This window comes from Vibrio sp. 2-1-2a, from assembly GCF_032648565.1.
GTDB classification, from domain to species: Bacteria; Pseudomonadota; Gammaproteobacteria; order Enterobacterales; family Vibrionaceae; genus Vibrio; species Vibrio diabolicus.
Genome location: NZ_WBOH01000002.1, coordinates 318,382 through 334,650 on the forward strand (window position 1 = coordinate 318,382; position 16,269 = coordinate 334,650).

Below are 16,269 nucleotides of genomic sequence, written 5' to 3' on the forward strand. Positions count from 1 at the left end.
CCCCATTCCATTCGATTATTAGATAGGGCGCACACTATCTTTATCAAGCTCTGCAGCAAAACGACGTTCAATAAATTGAACATTTGGATCGTTTTCTAAACTATTCAGAGCTTGCTGTAACTTCTCTTGATAGAGCCTATCTCTAAGTTCAAGTGGTGTTTCTCCACTCTCCCCTATTTCGATGCTCATGTGGCACTCTTCTCCTAACACGGTATTAAGTGCTTTAAGCAATTCGGCTTGAGCTCTATCAGTATTCAAATGAGCTTGGCTGCTTCTCAATAGTAACGAAACGGTTGTTCCTTCCTTACTATAATGAGAGTTTAGCGCAAGTTGCTCTACCAGCTTAGGGATCTCCATTAAGCTGATTAGCTTCGCCCATTCATTATGTTCTAACGATTCATCGATGAGCTTTTGTGCCATTTCAGGCGTTTTCTCATGCTCAAGTGCCTGCTTGAGCTGCGTAGGTGTCAGTTTTGTATTCACTTTTGTCTCAACAGGCTTGCTTGGACGCCAGCGATACGCTTCCTCAACTTGTGGCTCCGTCGACTTCGGAGCTGAGTTTGGCGACACCTGCGCGGAATTGCCATGCAATTGCGCTACTCGGTCGATAACCGATTCTGGTTGTGCAGATGCCGCTTTAGGCTTTTTTGAGCCACCATTTTGAGGAGTGTTCTGTTGTAGGCCTTGACGCTGAGAACGTAATTGGTGACGTAAACCGCTTAGACCACCGCGCGCCGGTGTTGAAACGCTCTCTTGCACTTGTTGAGGTGGCGTTTCATGCTGCGGCGCTGGGTTTTCGCTCATCGGCGGCGCCATATCATACTGTGGCGGAACCGTCTCATATCCACTCGCGTGATACTCAGGTTGTGAATTGGATGAAGGTTGAGGCGCTACTTGTGGTGTGCTTTGCGCTGGACTCGGCTGCTGAGTTCGAGGAGCAGCTACTGTCTGAGCTGGTGCAGTCTTTGGTTGACTGGCACTTTGAACTGGGGCTGAAGCTTGTTCGCAGTTACTAGAAACAATATTTGCCCCACTGTTATTTGATGGGCGGAACGCCATCATACGCAGCACAATCATTTCCAGACCGACTCGCCCATTTGGCGAGAGAGTCAAATCTTCACGACCTTTCAATGCAATTTGGTAGTAAAGCTGAACGTCTTGCGGACTTAGTGCTTTACTCAACAACTCGATTTTTTCTGCATCTGGCTGCGCTCGGTCTAGCGACGCTGGCAGCGCTTGATACATCGCAATTCGATGAAGCTGTGTTGCGACTTGCTGCAACAAACCATCCCACTCAACACCATTTGCTGCTAATTGCTGGATTTTATCCATGGCTTGTTGAGGTTGCTTGCTGCTGATTGACTCCAGTAAGTGAATCGCTTGGTCGGTATCAATCGTCCCCAACATGTGGCTGACAATATCAGTTTGCACCGCACCGTTACCTAAAGCAATTGCTTGATCGGTCAAGCTGAGAGCATCACGCATACTGCCATCTGCAGCATGTGAAATCATACCCAGTGCTTTTGGTTCTGCCGATACTTGCTCTTGACCCAAAATGTAGTCAAGTTGCTGATGAATATCATCAACGCTGATCGGTTTGAGATGGAACTGTAGACAACGCGACAATATAGTAACAGGCAGCTTTTGTGGATCGGTTGTCGCGAGTAAGAACTTCACATACTCTGGCGGCTCTTCCAGGGTTTTCAACAACGCATTGAAAGAGTGACGCGATAGCATGTGTACCTCATCGATGAGGTACACTTTAAAACGTCCACGAGCAGGTTTGTATTGAACGTTGTCTAACAGTTCGCGAGTGTCTTCAACTTTAGTACGTGATGCCGCATCGATTTCAAGAAGATCGACAAAGCGACCTTCATCAATTTCACGACAAGTATCGCACTTACCACAAGGTGTCGCGGTAATACCGGTTTCGCAGTTCAAGCCTTTGGCAAACAACCTACCGATACTCGTTTTACCCACACCACGAGTCCCGCTGAACAGATAAGCATGGTGTAAACGGTTTTGCGCCAGTGCATTTTCCAACGCCGTCAGGACATGTTTTTGTCCGACAACTTGGTCAAACTGATTAGGACGCCATTTTCGCGCTAAAGCTAAATAACTCATTGAATGTATTAATGTCCTTCAAAATCGCAAATGCTGTACACGTTTAGACCTAGTGCTTCTAAACGTTTATCGCCACCGATTTCTGGTAGGTTGATAACGAACGCAGCGTGCTCAACTTCACCACCCAGTTGGCGAATCAGCTTAGTCGTCGCTTCAATAGTACCGCCCGTTGCCAATAAATCGTCGACAACCAGTACTTTGTCACCTTCAACGATGGCATCTGTATGGATTTCTAGTGTATCAACGCCGTATTCAAGCTCATAAGATTGAGCAACAGTAGGACGTGGTAGCTTGCCTGGTTTACGCACTGGTACAAAACCAACACCTAGCTCAAGCGCTAAAGGCGCACCAAATAAAAAGCCACGAGCTTCCGTACCCACAACCTTGGTAAAGCCCATATCTTTGTAACGTTCAACAAGAAGGTTGATCGTCGCTTGGTATGCTTTTGCGTCTTCAAGAAGGCTCGTCACATCACGAAATAGAATGCCTGGCTTTGGGTAGTCTTGGATGCTTTTGATGCTAGATTTGATCAGTGAAATTGTTTCTGTAGTCATAATACCGATTTACTTAGATTGGCTCATCGCCCTCTCTAATCGCAGTATCACGAGGGCAACGAACAATAGGTTTTCACCACTATGTGCTTATTTTCGTAAGAGTCACAGGCGCTGAAAATACAAACGCCCACTCGAAGAGCGGGCACACTATTCTCTACAATCTTAGTGATTTTCTTCTCTGTCAGCAACCAACTCAATCACAGGCAGACGCATAAACCAGCCGAGTAAAACGATTAGCATCACTAAAAGACCAATTTTCACCCAAACAAGGGGAACAACAACGATTGAAACCATGAAACTAAGTGCAATAAAAATGGCGCCACGCTGTTTTACTTTTGAAGTAACAGCCCGGTGCTTATGCCAATTATCGAGAATCGGTCCAAACGTTTTGTGGTTATGTAGCCAATGATGAAATGCGGGGCTACCACGCATAAAACATGCACTAGCAAGTAGAATGAAAGGAGTGGTGGGTAAAAGCGGAAGGGCTATGCCGGCAATGCCGAGCACAATACAGAGTCCACCAACGGTATTGAAAAAGTAACGCTTAATACGAATGGTGAACTCCGGTACAAAATAGCTAGATTAAAAGCCTGCGTAACCATTCATTACACGAAGCCAGGTTAGCGTTGCAGGTAGTGTTGGAATTAAAAGTACTGCAATGAAACCTAAAAAGTAAAAAATATTATAAGGCTCTTTAAAATCTTTGTCTGCCATGATGTATCTTCTCACTAGTTGACTTTGCTTCTCCCAAGGCACAGCGTTAAATTATCGTTGCACAAATGGGTCATTATTGTTTTAGGCGTTGACTATACCTTAAACAGCCAAATCTAAACACCAGCAAAAAGTAAGGTTATTGTTCGAGCATTTGTTGTTTTTTGTGGTTCTAAAAAGACAATAAGCAGCGCCAAGACGCTGCTTATTGTGTTATGAAGTCAGAATTATACCAGTCGTGATTTCCGGGCAATATTTAAGCTAAAACTTGAAGAACCTAAACAACCAATGGATAGCTGACCAGCAACACCTAGCGGTAAATCTCGGGTTATGAAGTTTTTCATACTTCCTGCCCCTAAACAGTTACCTGCCGCGATATGTTGATTAGTATTTCCGTCAGACCAATGACTATCTAAACCCGCAGGCAGGATAGAAACGGAGGACGAAGCCAGATCAGCGACACCAAATACAGCATTAACCGCACCAGCGCACTCTGAACACTCGATTCCTTTTTCAATGATCCCTACCATATCCTTCAGATCAGCACTGAAACTCTTCAAATTACGCAGGTAATCGTCAAACAAAGCCCTAACAAGCAATGTCGTCGCGACACCATCATTACTCTGGGAAGCAGAGTCAACGAGATAGAACGCAAATTGCCCGTTCATTAACCAACGATAATCAAACACCAGTGGCATAACGTCCGTCGATTGCAATAAACGGTATGAGCAGCGCCAATCACCTTGAGAAGCATCTTTCTCTGGCAATAGAGCATGCAGTAAATCTCTTGCAGCACTCGGGTTCTGCTGCAAATACTCTAGATGCCAGTGAAGCTCTTGCTCATCTGGGATTTCGCCACCGTCATCGACTCGGAACCACTGACTTGAAAAGTCTCGCTGTTCTGAGAAATGGCTATCGGTATCTTCGAGCGTATTGTCTATCGCCTGAGATAGGTGCTCATAATTACCTATCGGTTTAGGAAGAAAATCTTTAATACCAAATCGCAACGCTTTCGCGACATCGGACATTTCATCCGTGCCGGATACCACGATAAGCGGCAAGTATGGATATTCAAGACTGACTTCTTCGACGAATTCAATGCCATCTAATACCGGCATCGATAAATCACACAAGATAAGATCGGGTTGGCATTCCCTGAGTTGTTGAAGCGCCTCTAGGCCGTTTTCAGCTTCTACTACTTTAAAACCCTGACTTTCTAAATAAGCATTGGTTACTTTACGAAATATTGGATCATCATCTACCAACATAATTAGTTTTTGATTAACCACTTCCTGTGCCGAGACCATTGCCGTTTGACTGTGAGTCTTAAACATACCTTTACACCTCACAAAGCTAAGTCAAAAAACAGATTTATTATTAAGTCATTATTTTTGTTGTGTTTACATCCGGTGAAACGTTGCGCAGCAAGACTTGAGGCCGTTCCGCCTTGTTATAAAACGTAGCTTGAAAACGGCGTTTATACAAATATTACGGGGTATAACAGTATTTACTCAAACAGGGTTGCTGTGTTCAAATGATGCAACATGTTGACTTAAAGCAAGCTTTGATCACAAAGTTAATTATAAATTAGCCGTAATCGGTAATTTAATGTGTCTGGAAATATGAAATTAGATGACTTAAACCTGTTTCGACTGGTTGTCGAAAATGGGAGCTACACCGCAACTTCGCGAAAAACCATGATCCCGGTTGCGACCATCACCCGACGCATTCAAGCGCTAGAAGACTCTGTCAATCTTCGACTGTTGAACCGTCACGCTCGCAAACTCTCGCTTACAGAAGCCGGGGAACGTTTTTACCATGAGTGCTCTCCTTTGCTACAAAGGCTAACCACGGCAGCAGAGGAAATCACTGACGACTGCCGAGGAGCATCAGGCAAGATTAAGATATCGGCGCCTTATAACTTAACTAAGCGCATGATGATGCCGATGTTCAACAGCTTTATGAAGCAGTATCCGGACATCAATATCGAACTAACGACAGAAAATAATGCAGACAAGCTTGACCCTACTGAATGGGATGTCATTTTTCGAGTGGGGCCCCAACGTGATTCTAGCCTGATCGCACGCAAGATTGGCGAAGTGAAGGATATTCTTGTCGCAAGTCCTGACTACCTTGCCTCGAATCCGGCACCAAACCACGCAGAAGAGCTCTCTAACCATTCATTGCTAAAAGGCTACCCTCTTATCAAGTGGACCTTAATTAATAGCAAAGGCGAGTCTGTAGTAAACGTTGATCGTGGTCGCTTTCAGGCGAATGCACTAAATGTAGTACGCAGTGCTTGTTCCGAAGGTTTAGGCATCACGCTAATGCCAGATGTCATGATCAAAGAATACATCGAAAGCGGCGATTTGGTACGCATACTGCCAGATTGGAGTGCAAACCCGCGCGACATTTATATGCTTTACAACCACAAAGATCACCTGCCAGAGAAAGTTCGTCTCTTTATCGACTTTGTGATCGCTTACAACATTCACTAATTCGATAGCGAATACAAAAAACCAGAGCCGGAGCTCTGGTTTTTTTTGCGCCTCAAGGAAACGCCTATTATGCGCCTTCGTTATGCAGCTCTAGGTTTGCTAAATCCTGTTGGATTTCAAGTTGTGTTTTCGCATCATCGTTACGAAGACCATCTAAGAAGTCTAGGTATTGTTGGTCAATATCACCCGTTACGTATTCGCCGTTAAACACGGATGTATCGAACTGAGTAATATCTTGGTTTCCAAGACCGACTGCCTCAACCAAGTCTTCTAGACGTTGATAAATCAATGCATCAGCACCAATCTGCTTACAAATTGTATCGTTGTCACGGCCATGAGCAATAAGCTCGGTAGCACTTGGCATATCAATGCCGTACACGTTCGGGAATCGAACTTCTGGTGCTGCTGATACCATGTACACTTTCTTCGCACCAGAATCACGTGCCATTTCGATGATTTGTTCTGACGTAGTACCACGAACGATAGAGTCATCCACCAGCAACACATTCTTATCTTTGAACTCCGAACGAATTGCATTCAACTTGCGACGTACAGATTTCTTACGTTGTTGCTGACCAGGCATGATAAACGTACGCCCCACGTAACGGTTTTTCACGAAGCCTTGGCGGTAAGGGATATCGATCGCTTGAGCGATTTGAAGTGCGATGTCGCACGATGTTTCAGGGATAGGAATAACGACATCAATATCAAGATTTGCGTAGTCTTCACGAATACGTTCGCCTAGCTTTTTACCCATTTCAACGCGAGCACTGTATACCGAAATTTTATCGATGAACGAGTCTGGACGAGCAAAGTACACGAACTCGAAAATACAAGGGTTCAGCTTAGGATTGTCTGCACACTGCTTCGTGTACAGTTCACCGTCAAACGTTGCGTAGATCGCCTCACCAGGTGCAACATCACGAACAAAATCAAAACCGACGGCATCCAATGCTACCGATTCAGACGCAACCATGTACTCCGCTCTGCCATTAACTTCACGCTTACCTAAACATAGAGGGCGAATACCGTGTGGGTCACGGAACGCAATCATACCATGACCGATAATCATGGCAGTCACAGCGTAAGCTCCACGAATTGTGCGATGCACATTGGTGACTGCGCGGAATACGTCTTCTGTCGTGACATTTCCTTTTACTGAGTCAATTTCGTGTGCCAGTACATTTAGCAATACTTCGGAGTCTGAAGTGGTATTGATATGACGGCGATCTTTTTCAAACAGCTTTTGACGAACTTCGTTAGCGTTGGTCAAGTTGCCATTGTGGGCAAGTGTAATACCGAAAGGAGAGTTTACGTAGAAAGGTTGAGCTTCTGAAGCGCTTGAGCTGCCTGCTGTTGGGTAACGAACATGACCAATTCCGACCTCGCCTTGCAGGCGCTGCATATGTCTTGCTTCAAATACATCCTTGACTAAACCGTTCGCCTTGCGCAGACGAAAACGATTGCTTTCTATGGTACAAATACCAGCGGCATCTTGGCCACGATGCTGTAACACCGTTAACGCGTCATAAATAGACTGGTTTACAGGCGTTGTGCCCACGATTCCAACAATACCACACATGTCCTAATCCTCGATTTGCGACAGTAGCTGGCACTACTAGATAGTGCCAGACAGAAAACTTGATGTTGCTTGTAAATGCTCGAAGAATGGGGCGATGATACGGCTGAACTCAGGGATCAACTGTGAATCTTTCCACCAATCCGAGCTTGGGAATGCAGTAAACGCATCCATAAAAAACAGCACCGCAGAAACAATTAAGACTCCGCGTAGACCACCAAATACAATCCCAAGAATTCGGTCCGTACCCGATAGCCCTGTTTTTTGTACCAGTTGACCAATGACGTAATTCACCACTGCACCAACTACCAAGGTCGCGACAAATAAAGCCGCAATCGCCGCTCCGTTACGAAACATGTCATCTTCGATGTTGGTGAAGTACACCGCCAATTTGGCGTAGTAGTTGCTGGAGATAAAAAACGCTCCAAACCAAATCACCAAAGACAAAGCTTCTTTAGCAAAACCGCGAACTAAACTGATCAGAGCTGAAAATCCGATCACACCTAAAATGATAAAATCTATCCAATTCATGTTTTCTTCATCTTAAGTTGGCGCGCATTTTAACAGAAAAAATGCTGACGCAAACGTTTTCTTATGGATTTAATGGCTTAAATTTAAGCAATTGACCTTTTGAGCCTGTAATTTTTTGTAATTCCTTGACTTGTCGTTCAAGTTTACTTTTTGACACATCAGGACCAACAATCACTCTCGTAAACTCGTTTTCTTTCTTTGTATGAGCTTGATAGCCACGCTTTTGCAAATCAGCGACAAGCGCGACCGCATTTTCGTGATTCTTAAGCGCCATCAACTGAATGATCCAAGCAGAATCTTCATATTGATTTTTTTCTTGCACAGGACGAGTGGCCACCTCAACTTGCTCTGGCTGTTTGATGACCTCTGGTTTAGGCGTAGGCGTTGGGTCAGGCTCAGAAGCAGGCACTTGGGCGCCCTCTTGCTCCTGCACCACCGCTTCAACTGGAGAGTCCGGTAACGCTATGTCGTCTTCCACTGGCTCTAATATTTCGAAGTTTTCCACATCACTATCAAGTTCAGGTTTGATAGGAATACTGGCAAATTCTTCTTTGTAGTGCAGTTTCTTACCATCTAGCACATCGGGAAGAACAATCACTCCGACTGCGACTAGAATGATGGTGCCGACTAAACGACTTTGGAATTTACTTGCCATCAAAATACCTTTGCTTATTTATTCTTTGATTGCCAATGTTCCAATACCTCTCCGACAGTATGGAATGAACCAACCACCAGAATGACGTCTTCTTGCTTTGCGTGGCTTCTTGCATTCTCAAAGGCGTCAACAGGGTGTTCAAAATGAACTTGCCCATCGGGTAAGTATTGGCACAACTCTCCAGCAGTCGCCGCTCTCGGTCCGGTTAGCGACGCTGGATACCATTGTGTTGCAATTGGAGTTAGCGCTTCAATGGTTGCTTTAATGTCTTTGTCATGCAGCATCGCGACTACAATATGGATATTCTTACCCAAATATTGGTGCTTCACTTTCTCTACCAAATACTCAGCAGAGTGCGGGTTGTGCGCGACATCAAGGATTATCTCCGGCTCATGATGCAATATCTGCATACGCCCTGCCAGGCGAGCATTATTCAAGCCATTGACAATGTTTATGTCAGTGATTTGCAATTCCGATGCTCCCAACGCCATCAATGCTGTTGCCGCGTTTTGTAGCGGTAACGATGGGACAGGTAAATCCTCTAACGCAAATGCGCCACTGCTCCACTTCCAACCATTATTAGTTAGTTGGTAATCATACTGAATACCAACTTGGAAGAACTCAGAGCCAATATCGTCAGCATGAGCTGCCACGGTCGCCGGTGGCATTGGTTGACCACAAATTGCTGGCTTCCCTGGACGGTAAATGCCTGCCTTTTCAAAACCAATGACATTGATGTCATCACCAAGCCAATCCACATGATCGATCGCTAAGCTCGTAATAACAGAAACATCATGGTCAACAACGTTGGTGGCGTCTAGACGGCCGCCAAGTCCTACTTCAAGCAACACAACGTCGACTTTCTCTGCTTGGAAAATACGTAGCGCAGCAAGCGTACCGAATTCAAAGAGGCTAAGGCTGATATCACCACGCTGCTTTTCTACATAGTCGAATGCTTCACAGTGCTTTGCATCTACAACGTCGACGCCATTAATGCGTACACGCTCGTTGTAACGAATCAGGTGCGGAGAGCTGTAAACACCGACTGAATAGCCAGCATCGAGTAAAATGGCTTCCATTAACGCACACGTTGAGCCTTTGCCATTGGTTCCGGCAACGGTGATTACGGTTGGAGCTGGTTTGGTAAGATTGGCTTTGTTTGCTACCGCTTGGACACGGTCTAAGCCTAGATCAATTGCTGAGGAATGAATATTTGCTAAATAATCAAGCCACATCTCTAATGAAGATGTGGCTTGAGGAATTGGGTTTTGGGTCATCTAACTTTAACCATTAAATTCTTTGGTTTTTATGTTAGTTGATACTTTACCCTTTTTCGTCCGCTTCTGGTACAGAATATGGTTCTTCATTTGGAGATTCGTTAACCGAAACCACCAAAGGAGACTTGTGGTTAGTCATCTTAGCGATTAGACCACCCACACGCTGACGCATTTCACGACGGTCAACGATCATATCAATCGCACCGTGATCAAGCAGGAACTCACTACGCTGGAAACCTTCAGGAAGATCTTCACGTACTGTTTGCTCGATAACACGACGACCAGCAAAGCCAATCAGCGCCTTAGGTTCCCCGATGTTGATATCACCCAACATAGCCAAACTTGCTGATACACCACCCATTGTAGGGTCAGTTAGAACCGAAATAAACGGCAGACCTTTTTCTGATAGACGCTCAAGCGCAGCACTGGTTTTTGCCATTTGCATAAGAGACATCAATGCCTCTTGCATACGAGCGCCACCACTTGCTGAGAAACAAACAAGTGCACAGTTGTTTTCAATTGCTGCATCCACCGCTTTAACGAAGCGAGCACCAACAACTGAACCCATTGAACCGCCCATAAAGGAGAATTCAAACGCACACGCCACAAGGGGTAGACCAAGCAGTTCACCTTGCATCACAACTAGCGCATCTTTCTCTCCGCTGTTTTTTTGTGCTGCAGAGATACGCTCTTTGTATCGCTTAGAATCTTTAAATTTCAGTTTATCCTGTGGCTCAAGTTCGGTACCTAATTCAACTCGATTGCCTTCATCTAAAAACGTTTCCAAACGACGACGCGCTTTCATGCGCATGTGATGGTTACACTTTGGACAAACTTCTAGGTTACGCTCTAGTTCAGCATGGTATAAAACCTGTTCACAAGAGGTACATTTAGTCCACACACCTTCTGGGATAGAAGCTTTGCGTGAACTTACTAGGTTGCTTTTCTCTAAAATCTTTTCAAGCCAACTCATGGAAGACCTTTTCTCTCAACTCTTCCGCTTCATTGCGAAAGATATAAATTCGACATAATACCGACGGATTAAACCATATCTTGCAGCTACTGTAGATAAAAAACTGGTTGTACCTATTTTTGATATCATAAATAGCGTATGTTTTCCGCTCACATTCAATGTAAACACTACCGATATTTTGAAATAAGTTTGTAAAATTAGTTCAAATTATCTGGCAAAAACAGTGGACCGATCGGCACTTCAGGTAACCCAAATTCTTCTGGATAGTCTACATCTACCAGGTACAGACCTTCCGCTTTCGCTGTCGCACCCGCTAGTTTGCGATCTTTAGCCTCTAGCAACCATTTGATCCATTCAGGACTCTCTTCACCACGTCCAACCTTTATCAAGCTACCCGTGATGTTACGAACCATATGATGCACGAACGCATTGGCTTTAATATCAATAACCACATAGTTCCCATGGCGTGTAACGTTCAGATGCATCAAGTTTCGAAATGGGCTACGAGACTGACAATGCGCCGCACGAAACGACGTAAAATCATTTTCACCAAGCAGATACTGCCCTGCCTCATGCATTTTTTTCTCGTCGAGCTCACCATGATAGTGGCTCACACCAGAGTTTAAGATGCCAGGTCGTAAAGCATGATTGAAAATAATGTAACGATAACGGCGCGCTGTCGCTGAGAATCGTGCATGGAAATCATCTGGGACTTCCTTAGCCCAACGAACCGCTATATCACTCGGCATGTTCGCGTTTGCGCCCATGGTCCAAGCTACCATTTTTCGAGTAACGTTGGTATCAAAGTGCACAACTTGTCCTGTGCCATGCACGCCAGCGTCTGTCCGACCAGCACACTGCACTTCAACTGGGTGATTAGCAATAACGGACAATGCTTTCTCTAGCTCTTCTTGGACACTTTTCACTTCTCTTTGGCGCTGCCAACCAAAGTAGTTTGTACCGTTGTACTCGATACCTAATGCGATTCTCATCTTAACCTTCGAACTCTAAAATGGGGCGGGAAGTATATACTCAAGTCACCTCAAGTTGCCAGTTTCAACAAGGATGACGTAGAGGTAGCATCATACTAGCGAGACACAAAACGGGTAGCCAACGCTACCCTTTTCGATTTATCGGCCATTAATGGCATCAATCAGGCTCTTTGCTTCGCGGCGAATATCATCTTCACCGTAAACAATCGCCTCTTCTAGTAGCTTTATCGCCCCTTGAGAATCGTTCATCTCGAGATAGATTTTAGCAAGGTCCAGTTTTCCAGCAGCTTCAGCGTTGCTATCTACGTCAACATCGCCGATCTCACCGATAACATCTGGAAACTCGTTCAATCCGACATCAAGCTTCAGATCTTCCTCTTCGAACTCACCACCTTCTTTATCGACTTGAGCCATCAATTCATCAATCGTCATAAATTGATTTTTCTTTGGGTCGAAGTCATCCAAGTCGCTTTGCTCTGCCCAGTTTTCTTGCGCGATCTCTGGCTGACTGAGTGCGTCACTCGAATTCCAAACATCACGCTGGTCCTCAGGCACATCTTCCGTAGAACTTACACTATCGGCAGCTGGTTTAAAGCCATCCCAATCATCTCCAACATCAAGCATGGTTTCAAAATCCATACCTGCGCTTGCAATGGTGTCACTGTCTAACTGACCTTCAAACACCTCTGAACTTGCGTCTTCAGCAAGAAGGTTAGCCATTGAAGATTCATCATCTAAGTCACTTAGCGGCTCACCCTCTGTCGCTGTTGGCTGCACTTCTGGTTCAGTATCAAAACCGTTTTGCTGCGCAAAGACTTCAAACAAAGCATCATGATCGTTATCAGCTTGAAGAGTTGGTCTCGATGTCTCAGTTTCAACATTAGGAGTCTCTGGCGCACTCTCATTCATTGATGCGAGAACATCTTCCTCATTGAACTCAGGAAGATCTTGGTCGTCAAAACTTAGCTCTTCATCCTCACCGGAGATTGGTTCTATATCTGCAGTCTCAGAGCTCGGTAATTCTGGCTCTTCTTCCATAGATGCCAAGGCGTCTTCTTCACTGAATTCTGGCAGTTCGAGTTCATCGAAATCGAACTCTTCTTCTGCTTCAGTCGCCGACTCAGCTTCAGAGCGCTCAGGCTCGATAGATTCTGGTTCATCTAACGTAGGTTCGCCTGCCATGGACGCCAATGCGTCCTCTTCGCTGAACTCTGGCAGTTCGAGTTCGTCGAAATCGAACTCTTCTTCTGCTTCAGTCACCGACTCAGCTTCAGAGCGCTCAGGCTCGATAGATTCTGGTTCATCTAACGTAGGTTCGCCTGCCATGGACGCCAATGCATCCTCTTCACTAAACTCTGGCAGTTCGAGTTCATCGAAATCGAACTCTTCTTCTGCTTCAGTCGCCGACTCAGCTTCAGAGCGCTCAGGCTCGATAGATTCTGGTTCATCTAACGTAGGTTCGCCTGCCATGGACGCCAATGCGTCCTCTTCGCTGAACTCTGGCAGTTCGAGTTCATCAAAATCGAACTCTTCTTCTGCTTCAGTCGCCGACTCAGCTTCAGAGCGCTCAGGCTCGATAGACTCTGATTCATCTAACGCAGATTCGTCCGCCATGGACGCCAATGCATCCTCTTCACCAAACTCTGGCAGTTCGAGTTCATCAAAATTGAACTCTTCTTCTGCATTGGTGGCCGAATCAGTTTCTGATGCTAGTTCTGAGCTTTCTGGCTCACTTTTGTTACCCGAGTTTTGTTCTTGTTCTGGTTGAGTGTCACTTTCTAGTTCAGGCTCATCCAGTAGCCAATCTTCTTCTTGTGGAACACCAAATTCATTTTCTACTGTATTTGGTGTCGGAGTGAACGCTGGGGCGTCTTCTTCTGTATCAACTTGAGGCGGCACTTTAGCATCAGGCTCTACTGATGCATCTTGCGTTGACTTAGAATTGGCATCCTCTTCTTGTTGTGGCGAAGATTCCTCTATCTCAGCTTGCGGCTCTTCAACTTGTTGTTGCGTTAAATCATCTTCAGTATCAAATAGTGCATCCAGTTCAGCAGAAAAGTCCGCTTTTTCTTGCTCTGTAGGCTGAAGCTCTTCACTGTCTGACTCAAACAAGTCGTCTAGCTCGCTCATTAAAGGATCGTTCTCTGGTGAGAGGTCCTCTAAATCACCCAGAAACTCATCGCTGCTAAATGGCTCTGAAGCAGTTTCTGGCTCGGTTAATGGTTGCTCTGGCGCTGTTTGTTGCGGATCTGGTTGACTGTCACTTAATAAAGCGTCGATGTCCAAACCAGACTCAATTTCCGGCTCTTCATGAGCGGGCTCTGACTCGGCTATTGAAGATGGTTTTTCGTCGCCGTCTGGTTCGCCAAAACCAAGTGAAGCGAGTAACTCTTCCTCTTGCGATTTATTCTGTGCAGGGCTTTCGTCCTCTCGAATCAGATCATCAAACGGGTCTAACTCAGTCTCAGTTCCTGTCTCTTCATCAAGTTCTGGTGTGACGTCATCAATGATTTCATCCAGTAAATCTGTGCTATCTGCATCTAACTCTTCAATCGAGTCATCACCTTCAAAACCAGAGAGTGCTTCTAGCTCATTCAGTGGGTCAAACTCGTCGTCTGTTTCATCTTCGTCAAAATCGATCAGTTCATCGAGTAAGTCCGTACTGTTTTCATCTAGAACGGCGTCTTCGCTGGCGTCACCTTCAACTTCTGTCGACTCAGTAACAGGCTGCTCGTATTGAGCTAATAGCTTATCGATATCGTCATCAGATGCCTCTCCTGCGCTGAAATCATCATCCGATACGGGCTGTTTTAGTTCAGGTTCATCGGTATCTAGGTCGAAGTCGTCATTGCCAAGTTCCGCAAACAAGTCATCAAGCATATCCTGATCGACAGTGTCACTTGATAACTCTTCTGACGGCTCATCTGCTGCAAGTAGTTCCGCAAATGCGTCATCTGAGAGCGAATCTGCTTTCTCGTTCGTATCATCTGAAAGATCGAAGCCAGCCTCATCGTCATCGAGCACTTCTAGTTCTGGAGCAACCTCATCTAAGGCTCGCTCCATCTCTTCTAAACCAAGCGCTTTTTCTTCGCCGTTAACTTGGATACCATTGTTTGATGACTCAAACTCATCCAGACCAACATCCAGGTCGCCGTCATCACCGATACCCGCAAATGGGTCATCGTCCCCTTCTAGATTGAAATCAAGTTCTTCATCGTCAAGGTTGGCAAAGACGTCTTCTTCTAAGTCTGGCTTCTCTTCTTGTGTAGCCTGAGTATTTATATCTTCATCTGCGAACAACTCATCATCAAGTGTGAGTTCTTCATCCAGCTCGTCCGTCGCCGCTAAACCAATTGGCGCAGCTAATGGATCGGTTTCCTGAGGCGATTGCGCAGCAGGCTCTTCCTCTTTGTTTTTAGAACGGCGACCAAGCAACATCACAACCAACAGTGCCAGCAATGCACCTGGAATAAGCGCCGCTAAGCCGACAAGCCAACCATTAGACAAAATCTTGTCAACCGTACTTGGCTGCATGCGTTGTTGCTCGGCAAGGCGTTGGCGCTCTTCAGCAAGCAGTTTCTCGACTTCCGAGCGAATGCGTTCTTCGTCATTCAGTTCATTTTTCAAGGTTTCAACTTCGCTTTGCACTTCTGACAACATTAAGCGAAGACGATGGTTCTTCTCTTCCAATGACTCTAATTCACTTTGTGAGCCTTGAAGTTTGTCTTTTAACGCACTGACCTGCTTTTCACCCTGCGGAGAGGTGTTCACAGGTGGCGCAGGAATAACTGGTATTGTTTTTTGAACCGGTTTTGGTTCCGCAGCTACAGTGGTTTCTGGTTTAGGAGCAACAGGCTTGGGTTCTACTTTTATTTGTGGCTTTGGTTGCTCGGTGACGCGTTGCGCTGGCGTGGCTCTATTTGTCGGCTTCGGCTGTTTTAACTTAGCCTCGTGCGCTTTCATAATCGCAACAGCTTGCTCTGTAGTCGCGCTTTGCACTTGCTCTAGAGACGGTACTCGTAGTCGACTCCCTGGGATCAACTCATGAATGTTTTGGTTCTCAAACGCTTGAGGGTTAATTCGATAAATGGCAAGAAGCGTTTGTTGAACGGTAACACCGCGTGAAGGTCGTAATTCTGAAGCGATCGACCATAGTGTTTGATTTTCACCAGTCGGACCAAAGAAACGTGACGGCTGAGTATTTGCAGGAGGAGCAGGTAATGCTCGCTCAATATCTTCAGCATAGCTCGGAGATGATTGCACTTCACCAGATGGTCCAACAAGACGAATTCCTTCGGCTTGAACCACTGATGATGTCTGAGTCGCGCTCATCAACACAAGGGCTGCTAACAAACGCTTATAATTTTGACGCATA

Annotated in this window: 13 protein-coding genes; 1 reads left to right on the forward strand and 12 read right to left on the reverse strand. The window is 45.5% G+C overall.

Going from position 1 to position 16,269, the window contains the following annotated elements:
- Positions 1-18: 18 nt before the first annotated feature.
- The 5 genes from dnaX to F7Y48_RS06115 form a co-directional block, all read right to left on the reverse strand.
- Positions 19-2,124 (reverse strand): DNA polymerase III subunit gamma/tau, encoded by a 2,106-nt coding sequence (dnaX, locus tag F7Y48_RS06095; RefSeq protein WP_316682503.1) that lies wholly within the window; start codon positions 2,122-2,124, stop codon positions 19-21.
- A gap of 8 nt (positions 2,125-2,132) precedes the next feature.
- Positions 2,133-2,678: an adenine phosphoribosyltransferase gene (gene apt, locus F7Y48_RS06100; RefSeq protein ID WP_005380615.1), complete on the reverse strand. Its 546-nt coding sequence runs from the start codon at positions 2,676-2,678 to the stop codon at positions 2,133-2,135.
- Positions 2,679-2,840: 162 nt separating this feature from the next.
- Complete coding sequence (locus tag F7Y48_RS06105) at positions 2,841-3,227, reverse strand: YbaN family protein (RefSeq protein ID WP_371131105.1); 387 nt, start codon at positions 3,225-3,227, stop codon at positions 2,841-2,843.
- A 33-nt stretch (positions 3,228-3,260) separates the two neighbouring features.
- Positions 3,261-3,392, reverse strand: a complete 132-nt coding sequence (locus F7Y48_RS06110; protein ID WP_005380608.1) for a hypothetical protein — start codon at positions 3,390-3,392, stop codon at positions 3,261-3,263.
- A gap of 224 nt (positions 3,393-3,616) precedes the next feature.
- The gene (locus F7Y48_RS06115) at positions 3,617-4,723 is read right to left on the reverse strand and encodes a response regulator (protein ID WP_005397213.1); all 1,107 of its coding nucleotides are present in this window, start codon (positions 4,721-4,723) and stop codon (positions 3,617-3,619) included.
- 288 nt (positions 4,724-5,011) lie between these two features.
- On the opposite strand from F7Y48_RS06115, the gene F7Y48_RS06120 reads away from it, so the two are divergent.
- Positions 5,012-5,887, forward strand: a complete 876-nt coding sequence (locus F7Y48_RS06120; protein WP_005397211.1) for a LysR family transcriptional regulator — start codon at positions 5,012-5,014, stop codon at positions 5,885-5,887.
- Positions 5,888-5,954: 67 nt separating this feature from the next.
- On the opposite strand, the gene purF is transcribed toward F7Y48_RS06120, so the two are convergent.
- The 7 genes from purF to F7Y48_RS06155 all read right to left on the reverse strand — a co-directional run bounded on the left by purF (position 5,955) and on the right by F7Y48_RS06155 (position 16,268).
- A complete protein-coding gene (gene purF / locus F7Y48_RS06125) occupies positions 5,955-7,469 on the reverse strand; it encodes an amidophosphoribosyltransferase (protein WP_005397209.1) in 1,515 nt (504 codons plus the stop codon).
- A gap of 36 nt (positions 7,470-7,505) precedes the next feature.
- The gene (locus tag F7Y48_RS06130; protein ID WP_005380590.1) at positions 7,506-7,997 is read right to left on the reverse strand and encodes a CvpA family protein; all 492 of its coding nucleotides are present in this window, start codon (positions 7,995-7,997) and stop codon (positions 7,506-7,508) included.
- A 61-nt stretch (positions 7,998-8,058) separates the two neighbouring features.
- Complete coding sequence (locus F7Y48_RS06135) at positions 8,059-8,652, reverse strand: SPOR domain-containing protein (protein WP_316682530.1); 594 nt, start codon at positions 8,650-8,652, stop codon at positions 8,059-8,061.
- Between the two features lie 14 nt (positions 8,653-8,666).
- Positions 8,667-9,929: a bifunctional tetrahydrofolate synthase/dihydrofolate synthase gene (gene folC, locus F7Y48_RS06140; RefSeq protein ID WP_316682532.1), complete on the reverse strand. Its 1,263-nt coding sequence runs from the start codon at positions 9,927-9,929 to the stop codon at positions 8,667-8,669.
- Positions 9,930-9,975: 46 nt separating this feature from the next.
- Positions 9,976-10,902 (reverse strand): acetyl-CoA carboxylase, carboxyltransferase subunit beta, encoded by a 927-nt coding sequence (gene accD / locus F7Y48_RS06145; RefSeq protein ID WP_005397203.1) that lies wholly within the window; start codon positions 10,900-10,902, stop codon positions 9,976-9,978.
- Between the two features lie 197 nt (positions 10,903-11,099).
- On the reverse strand, positions 11,100-11,894 hold the full coding sequence (gene truA / locus F7Y48_RS06150; protein WP_005397196.1) for a tRNA pseudouridine(38-40) synthase TruA: 795 nt from the start codon (positions 11,892-11,894) through the stop codon (positions 11,100-11,102).
- A 138-nt stretch (positions 11,895-12,032) separates the two neighbouring features.
- Positions 12,033-16,268 carry a FimV/HubP family polar landmark protein gene (locus F7Y48_RS06155; protein WP_316682536.1) on the reverse strand — a complete coding sequence of 1,412 codons (4,236 nt, stop codon included), beginning with the start codon at positions 16,266-16,268 and terminating at the stop codon, positions 12,033-12,035.
- Position 16,269: the final 1 nt, after the last annotated feature.

Excerpts from the sequence above, each read along its gene's own strand:
- dnaX (WP_316682503.1), bottom strand. The coding sequence starts at position 2,124 with ATGAGTTATTTAGCTTTAGCGCGAAAATGGCGTCCTAATCAGTTTGAC.
- apt (WP_005380615.1), bottom strand. The coding sequence starts at position 2,678 with ATGACTACAGAAACAATTTCACTGATCAAATCTAGCATCAAAAGCATC.
- F7Y48_RS06110 (WP_005380608.1), bottom strand. The coding sequence starts at position 3,392 with ATGGCAGACAAAGATTTTAAAGAGCCTTATAATATTTTTTACTTTTTA.
- F7Y48_RS06115 (WP_005397213.1), bottom strand. The coding sequence starts at position 4,723 with ATGTTTAAGACTCACAGTCAAACGGCAATGGTCTCGGCACAGGAAGTG.
- F7Y48_RS06120 (WP_005397211.1), top strand. The coding sequence starts at position 5,012 with ATGAAATTAGATGACTTAAACCTGTTTCGACTGGTTGTCGAAAATGGG.
- purF (WP_005397209.1), bottom strand. The coding sequence starts at position 7,469 with ATGTGTGGTATTGTTGGAATCGTGGGCACAACGCCTGTAAACCAGTCT.
- F7Y48_RS06130 (WP_005380590.1), bottom strand. The coding sequence starts at position 7,997 with ATGAATTGGATAGATTTTATCATTTTAGGTGTGATCGGATTTTCAGCT.
- F7Y48_RS06135 (WP_316682530.1), bottom strand. The coding sequence starts at position 8,652 with ATGGCAAGTAAATTCCAAAGTCGTTTAGTCGGCACCATCATTCTAGTC.
- folC (WP_316682532.1), bottom strand. The coding sequence starts at position 9,929 with ATGACCCAAAACCCAATTCCTCAAGCCACATCTTCATTAGAGATGTGG.
- accD (WP_005397203.1), bottom strand. The coding sequence starts at position 10,902 with ATGAGTTGGCTTGAAAAGATTTTAGAGAAAAGCAACCTAGTAAGTTCA.
- truA (WP_005397196.1), bottom strand. The coding sequence starts at position 11,894 with ATGAGAATCGCATTAGGTATCGAGTACAACGGTACAAACTACTTTGGT.
- F7Y48_RS06155 (WP_316682536.1), bottom strand. The coding sequence starts at position 16,268 with ATGCGTCAAAATTATAAGCGTTTGTTAGCAGCCCTTGTGTTGATGAGC.